Annotated in this window: 6 protein-coding genes; all 6 read right to left on the reverse strand. The window is 31.3% G+C overall.

Annotation, left to right across the window (positions count from 1 at the left end):
- Positions 1-236 precede the first annotated feature (236 nt).
- Positions 237-1766 carry a hypothetical protein gene (locus tag B0A78_RS07975; protein WP_077225614.1) on the reverse strand — a complete coding sequence of 510 codons (1530 nt, stop codon included), beginning with the start codon at positions 1764-1766 and terminating at the stop codon, positions 237-239.
- 2 nt (positions 1767-1768) lie between these two features.
- The gene (locus tag B0A78_RS07980) at positions 1769-2416 is read right to left on the reverse strand and encodes a phage baseplate assembly protein V (RefSeq protein ID WP_014164875.1); all 648 of its coding nucleotides are present in this window, start codon (positions 2414-2416) and stop codon (positions 1769-1771) included.
- Between the two features lie 36 nt (positions 2417-2452).
- Complete coding sequence (locus B0A78_RS07985; protein WP_232533636.1) at positions 2453-3079, reverse strand: hypothetical protein; 627 nt, start codon at positions 3077-3079, stop codon at positions 2453-2455.
- Positions 3080-3084: 5 nt separating this feature from the next.
- Positions 3085-3717 (reverse strand): hypothetical protein, encoded by a 633-nt coding sequence (locus B0A78_RS07990; protein ID WP_077225612.1) that lies wholly within the window; start codon positions 3715-3717, stop codon positions 3085-3087.
- A gap of 13 nt (positions 3718-3730) precedes the next feature.
- Entirely contained in the window at positions 3731-5359 is a 1629-nt protein-coding gene (locus B0A78_RS07995; RefSeq protein WP_077225611.1) for a hypothetical protein, read from the reverse strand.
- A 2-nt stretch (positions 5360-5361) separates the two neighbouring features.
- Positions 5362-6000: phage baseplate assembly protein V (locus tag B0A78_RS08000; RefSeq protein ID WP_249030953.1), on the reverse strand; the 639-nt coding region annotated here is incomplete at its 5' end.

Consider the following 6000-nt stretch of genomic DNA (forward strand, 5'->3'; position numbering starts at 1 on the left):
ACCTTTCAAAACCTTTCAAAGCAAGATTTATAAAATCCTTATAGCTTTTTGTTCTTATTTTTGGTTTTGAATTACTCTATCTTCTAAAGCATTATCAAAATTAAAATATAATGTAGCCATTAATAAAATTATCAGAATTAAAAAAAACACCAGTAATATCAAAATTTTATTTTTTTTATTTAATCTGTTTGTAAATAAAATAAATAAAAATAGAGCAAAAAATAATGGAATAAATATCATAAAAATTTTAATTTCGTTAACCAAATTAAACTCAATACATCCTTTTCTGCGGCAATAGTCCTCTTAGAATCAGGTCTAGAAACAAGCTTATTATTAGGGTCTAAAGAATGATAATATTTCATTAAATCAATTTCACCTGATGTTGGATAATACTCTCCTAATGTGTTAGGAGAAGCGTCAATATGTATTGAATTTTGAAAAAAAATTTCAATTCGGCTATTATCAGGTGTAGGCTTTTTATCTTGAAGTAGTAAATATGATGTGCCTTTATGTTGCCATGAATAAGTAACTCCTCCATAATCTTTTAAAATTGAATGTCCTATCTCATGAGCTGCGGTTTCTTTAAATTCGCTATCTTCATTATTAGTTATTTGATATCCCCAACCATTAGAATATTCTATATAACCTACATTATAAGAGATTTTTGCTAAAACACCAGGATTCCCGCTTCTATCCCATCCTCCATTTGTATTAAAAACCAAGTCAACCTCATTAAGAGCTTTGTTATTGCAATTTTGAGACTTAACATAAACTTCAAATGACTCTCCATTAATTTTGACATCATTTCCCACAGTATGATTTTTATTTCTTCCCCAATGATAATTCAAACCATCCAAAGCTAATTTCTCTAAATCTTTAAAACTTCTTGTTCTTTGTTTAATAATTGGTTTGTTAGGTTGTATAACATTTGTAGGTATATCATCCCACGGACATTCTGTAACCCAATGCGTATTATCGCGCATTCCTTTTAATACTTGTTTGCAATCTAACCCGTTTGCACCTCCATCTTTCAAATTTACACGCAAAGTAACATCTATGCGTTTTGTTTTTTTATCTATTTTGACATCCACCCAATCTACTTCTTTACGGGTAGTTTCAAATTCAATTTCCTGTACTTTTGTAGTGCTTCCTTTTTTAGCAGTAATTTTGGCTTTCAGTTTTTTGCCATCAAACCAAGTACTGTCATAAATTTCATCATTGTTAAAACCATCCCAAAGAATGCAATAATTACCTATGTGCGTTAAATCAGGATATAAGTAATCATCCATTAATTTTTGAATATCAAATGTTTTAATGGGTTTTATTGGGTTTAATGGAGGGGTTTCAGCTTTTATTTTTGAAAATAGTTTTGGCGTTTTTTGAGCAGTTATAACAATAGGAGGTAAATTAGTGACTTGATAAATTTGTTCTCCATTTTCGTTGAGTATTTGAAAGTTTAAAGAATCTAAATTGGTCATTTTTAAGGAATAGTCAAAAACAAAAAAACGATTTTCATAATTGTTTTCAAAGTCAAGTATGCCTAGTGGTACAAAAGTACTTTGTTTTTTATTTATAGATAATGAAACATCAAAATTTTCACTATCATTTTTAAAAACTTCTGGTTCTCCATAACTAACTCCTTTCTCTTCTCCTTTTAGATTGATGGTTTTGTTGGAATTAATTATTATATCCTCTTTAGCATAGTGATTTATGCCTTCTTTTGCTGTAACTATGAGTTTGCCACCTATGATTGATTTGTAAGCCATAATTAGTCTTGTTTAGATTTATCTGCGCTGTTTAATTTTACTTCTTTTTTTGAATGTTTATTAACTTCTCCGTCAGATGAGTATGTAATACCATTTTGACTATTTACGTCATATTTTTTCTCTGTTTGTATTTCTTTATCTCCTTGAATAACTTCCGTCAACTTACCTGTTACTATAGTCATCATATCCATTGCAACTGTAGTATTTTTCATGGCTCCAATGGTTTCGTTTTTGTTGATTCCTGCACTTTCGGAGATATTCATACCAACAGTTGTGCTCATGTTTTTGCCTACATTAATAATCATATCTTCGCCTGCGGTAATGATCATGTTTTTTGGCGCATTCACATTAATATTCCCATGACCGTCCATCGTCCAAGTGTTGCCGCTAGGATCCTCTATAAAAACAGAACCTTGGGCATCGTTTAGAATAATTTTAGTTCCAGATCGGGTATGAATGGCTTTTACATCATTGCCGCTAGTATGGTACCCACTGGTTTCGCTTCCGTTATAATGAGTGCCTAGTACAAAAGGTTTTTCTGCATTGCCGCTTTCAAAACCTACAAGGACTTCTTCGCCTATTTCGGGGATAAAATGAAATCCTTTGCCTGCTCCTGTAGATAATTGTTTTTTGAGTGTATCCCCTTTCAAAAAGCAATAATAGAAGCAAGAATCATTTCATAAAACTTAGTTATTTATATATTCACTATATTTTTTATCTATAACTTTACCAGTTTCAGCATCAAGGACAAAAGTTTCAATCAAATCAGATTGTTTGAACCAACTCACATACCAAACATTTTTTTTCAAAGCATTATCCATTCCTCTAGCTATTTCAGTATGAATGCCTCCAGTGATTGGACCTCTGGTTAAAGGGATTTTCTCTTTTTCGCAAAATTGTAATACTTGCTCGAAAGTAAATTTGTAAGGTGCGTCATAGTTGGTTTCTTTTATAAGTTTTCCATCTTCACTAAACTCATACCAAGTAGCTTTACAAAACGAATTATTGAATGCTATTCCTTTTCTTTTAATATTACCGTTAGAATAAAAGATTTTTGACACAGAAAAATAAGAATTATTAAAGTTTTTTATATAACTAATCCCCGCATTTGCTTTAACTATAACAATGTAATTTTTTTCTTGATCGAAACCGCGATAGACTTCAGGCTGTTCTTCCTTCAAAAAAGAATATTCGTTTTGATTAAATTTTTCAAAATCTTTAGTAACTATTGGTTCCATAGTGTTATAGTCGGTAATCGTTTGTTGAGCATATCCCATTTGATAAAACAATAGTAGAAGCAAGAACCATTTCATAAAACTTAGTTATTTATATATTCACTATATTTTTTATCTATAACTTTACCAGTTTCAGCATCAAGGACAAAAGTTTCAATCAAATCAGATTGTTTGAACCAACTTATATACCAAACATTTTTTTTTATAGCATTATCTATTCCCCTGGCTATTTCAGTATGAATACCTCCAGTGATCGGTCCTTTAGTTAATGGTATTTTCTCTTTCTCACAAAATTGTAATATTTGCTCGAAAGTAAATTTGTAAGGAGCGTTATAGTTGGTTTCTTTTATAAGTTTTCCATCTTCACCAAACTCATACCACGTGCCTATCTTACACTGTGAATTATTATTTAAAGCAGAACCTTTAATTTTAATATTACCATTCTTATAATATCCTTTTGTTAAAGTAAAATAAGAATTTGGAACTGTAAGTCTATAAGAACTATCTGTTAATTCTAAATAAGAATTATCTTTTAAATAAATAGTAAAGCTAACATCATTATATTTTATTTTCAGTTCATCATAATATTTTTTATCAAATTTTTCAAATTCTTTAGTAACTATTGGTTCCATAGTGATGTTTTTAATTGTATCTGTTTTTTTTTGGGCAGTACACGTTTCTAAAAAAAGTACTAGTAGTAATAAAAAAGGTCTCATAATTATTTTGTTTTTAGGTTATGCTACCATTTGCTATTATCCATTGCCATTGCCATAGAGTATAGCGTTCTTGTGGTGGATTCAACATGTGGGAGTAATCCAGTAAATTTTCTGTCTTAGCGTATTCAAAGGTAAATTTAGCATTTGCATCTGCTTCTTTGTTTGCAAAAGTGTGTGGTAGTTTAAAACTATGCAAAAATTCATGTGCTGCGGTTTGATCGTTTTTAGCTGCAAAAAGCATTACATTTTTACCACTAGAATAACCATTAAGACCTTTGTATGCATTACTGGTATCCATATAACCTCCATCTTCCCCAAAATAGAATGCAATAAAGTGATTGTCATATTTATGTTCATCTCTAGGGTTTATTGCTTTTAGTTTATCACTCAATTTTTTTCTTAAAAATTTTTCTAAATCTTCAAATCGAGCTGGTTGATGTGTGCTAATCATTAAAGTGTTAGTAGTAGTATTTTGCATAGGTTTATAATAGCATTTTAATACATTTTTATTATTTTTATTAGGATCTTGTGTTATATATTTTCCTCCTGCTTGTAATTCAGGTTCGGTACTCATATCAAGTATTTCGTTAGCTACTTTTACATCTATTAGTGCCTGATACAAATATTTTTCAAATAGAGCTTGCTGATTTGTAATATTGGGTGTTTTTTTTCCAGTATTATCTGTATTTGTTTCGACCTTTACTAACACGATTTTTGCTTTTTTACGTTGTTTGTTTTTCCACACCAGCAGTTTGCCTGCTAGTTTTTTCTCTTCAATAACTGTACCATTCGCATTGGTGGTTTTAGTAATAGCATTAAGTGTAATAGTTTGGTCTGAGGTAAATTCATCTATACATTCTATGGTTAGATGGTCTATAAGAGCGTGTTTTCCTCTACCTTTTCCCTTTACATCAATCTCCATTGGTGTGATTAAAAAGTTTTTGTTTTCTTCAAATCGCAATATTTCAGGCTCTTCTTCTATATCTACAATAAGGCTAAGAGTGGCTTTTGTATTGCTGTAGTTAGTGGCTCTTTTTTCAATTAGTGGCGGTTTTCCTTTACCTTGAGGTATTTTTTTTGTGATTTCTTTTGGGTATAAAGAAATCCACGTACAAAAATAATCTTCTTTTATAGGGTTATTTTGTGAATCTTTAATTTCGTTACCTGAGCTATCTTTTTTGTTTTTCCAAGTTATGGTGTGATATTTATAAGCTGCTTTGAGTTTATTGAATAAACCTGGGTCTGTTTTGTAAAAACCAGCATTAAAATTAGAATCAGTTACTAGATTTGTAAAAGCTGCTTCTTTATATTGTTTGACAATTATTTTTTCATAATTAGTATCACCAAAAATATTACTTCCTCCTGTAATTAGAGCAGTATCTTCAATTCGCATCCAATCACAGCCATATTCTTCACCTTTCCAATCTTTTTTAGGTCTAAAGGAAACAACACATTTTGCTTCAATTTTCCCAGATTCTACTGTAGGAGCAGTTCCTGGATTTCCGTGTGTAATTCCTTGTCTTGCCGTTATATTAACACTTCCTTCTAAAGAAGTTAAAGTAATAGGTCCTTCAGAATAAATGTTATATTCACCTCCAACAATTTCTGTAATTTTCCCTCCAACAATTCTAGTTCTACTCATAATTAATATTGCTTAGATTTATTAGCTGAATTTATTTGAACTTCTTCGCCTGAATGTTTATTTAAATTTTTTGTACTTGTTATATCCATTCCTTTATCTGAGCTGACGGAGGTCTTGCCTTTTTTAGTCTCACTATGCACATCTCCTTGAATAACTTCCGTCAACTTACCTGTTACTATCGTCATCATATCCATTGCAACTGTAGTATTTTTCATGGCTCCAATGGTTTCGTTTTTGTTGATTCCTGCACTTTCGGAGATATTCATACCAACAGTTGTGCTCATGTTTTTGCCTACATTAATAATCATATCTTCGCCTACGGTAATGATCATGTTTTTTGGTGCATTCACATTAATATTCCCATGACCGTCCATCGTCCAAGTGTTGCCGCTAGGATCCTCTATAAAAACAGAACCTTGGGCATCGTTTAGAATAATTTTAGTTCCAGATCGGGTATGAATGGCTTTTACATCATTGCCGCTAGTATGGTACCCACTGGTTTCGCTTCCGTTATAATGAGTGCCTAGTACAAAAGGTTTTTCTGCATTGCCGCTTTCAAAACCTACAAGGACTTCTTCGCCTATTTCGGGGATAAAATGAAATCCTTTGCCTGCTCCTGAGTGGGGTTGTATTAGGCGAAT

It is taken from the genome of Flavobacterium columnare NBRC 100251 = ATCC 23463 (assembly GCF_002530675.1).
Taxonomy (GTDB): domain Bacteria; phylum Bacteroidota; class Bacteroidia; order Flavobacteriales; family Flavobacteriaceae; genus Flavobacterium; species Flavobacterium columnare.

Coding starts and splice junctions, on each gene's coding strand:
- B0A78_RS07975 (WP_077225614.1), bottom strand. CDS start 1,766: ATGGCTTACAAATCAATCATAGGTGGCAAACTCATAGTTACAGCAAAA.
- B0A78_RS07985 (WP_232533636.1), bottom strand. CDS start 3,079: ATGAAATGGTTCTTGCTTCTACTATTGTTTTATCAAATGGGATATGCT.
- B0A78_RS07990 (WP_077225612.1), bottom strand. CDS start 3,717: ATGAGACCTTTTTTATTACTACTAGTACTTTTTTTAGAAACGTGTACT.
- B0A78_RS07995 (WP_077225611.1), bottom strand. CDS start 5,359: ATGAGTAGAACTAGAATTGTTGGAGGGAAAATTACAGAAATTGTTGGA.